Annotated in this window: 1 pseudogene; it reads right to left on the bottom strand. The window is 70.7% G+C overall.

The window, feature by feature from the left end:
- Positions 1-72: 72 nt before the first annotated feature.
- A pseudogene (locus MXC99_RS00285) lies at positions 73-843 on the bottom strand (2-oxoglutarate synthase); the annotation flags it as partial.

Below are 843 nucleotides of genomic sequence, written 5' to 3'. Positions count from 1 at the left end.
ACCAGACGGGTTTGACTTCGGACTTGTAGTCGCGCGCGGAGTAGCTCGGGCAAGTGGATGTGGCGTCCATGGTCAGCTCCAGTCGGCCAGTTGGCGGAAGATTTCGTCGGGTCGGATCGGCAGCGGACCGGGACGATGGAAGGCGCGCACGCTGCCGGGAAGGTCGTAGTGGGCACGCAGGTAGCGGTGGAACTGGGCGCCGTGGCTCTGTTCGACGACGAGCACGCGCGAGACACCCTCGAGGGCGGCGGCGAGCTGCGCGGGGCGCACCGGCGAGAGCAGGCGGATCGACACCATGCGGCCCTGCTTGCCGGCGGCGCGCCAGCGCTCGAGCGCTTCCTGCACCGGTCCGGTGGTCGAGCCCCAGGTGATGACGGCGATGTCGCCCTCGCCCTCGCCGTCGATGTCGGCCCAGTACGAGCCGTAGTCGTGGGCGGTGAGCTTGCGCAGGCGCTTGTCGAGCTGGGTGCTGTGGTCCGAGGCCTGGCTCGAGGGGGTGCCGACTTCGGTGTGCTCGAGGCCGTCGGCGGTGTACTGGTAGCCCTTCATGCCGGGCACGGCCATCGGCGAGACACCCGACTCGGTGTTGCGGTAGCGGCGATAGCGTTCGTCGCCCAGCTCACCTGCGGGGCGCAGGCGGTTGGCGCGCAGCCCGGGGTCGGCGGGCGGGGCGATGGTGGCGCGGCTCTGGCCCAGCGATTGGTCCGAGAGCACGATCGCGGCGGTCTGCAAGGTGTCGGCCAGATGGACCGCCCACTGCGTGGTGAAGGCGCAGTCGGCGAGCGAGTTCGGCGCCACCACCAGGTGCGGGGCGTCGCCGTGCAGGCCGTAGAGGGCGATGTT

It is taken from the genome of Thauera aromatica, assembly GCF_023093595.1.
Taxonomy (GTDB): Bacteria; Pseudomonadota; Gammaproteobacteria; order Burkholderiales; family Rhodocyclaceae; genus Thauera; species Thauera aromatica_A.
The sequence above is the reverse complement of the archived record's forward strand: the minus strand, read 5'-3'. Positions and strand labels throughout refer to the sequence as shown.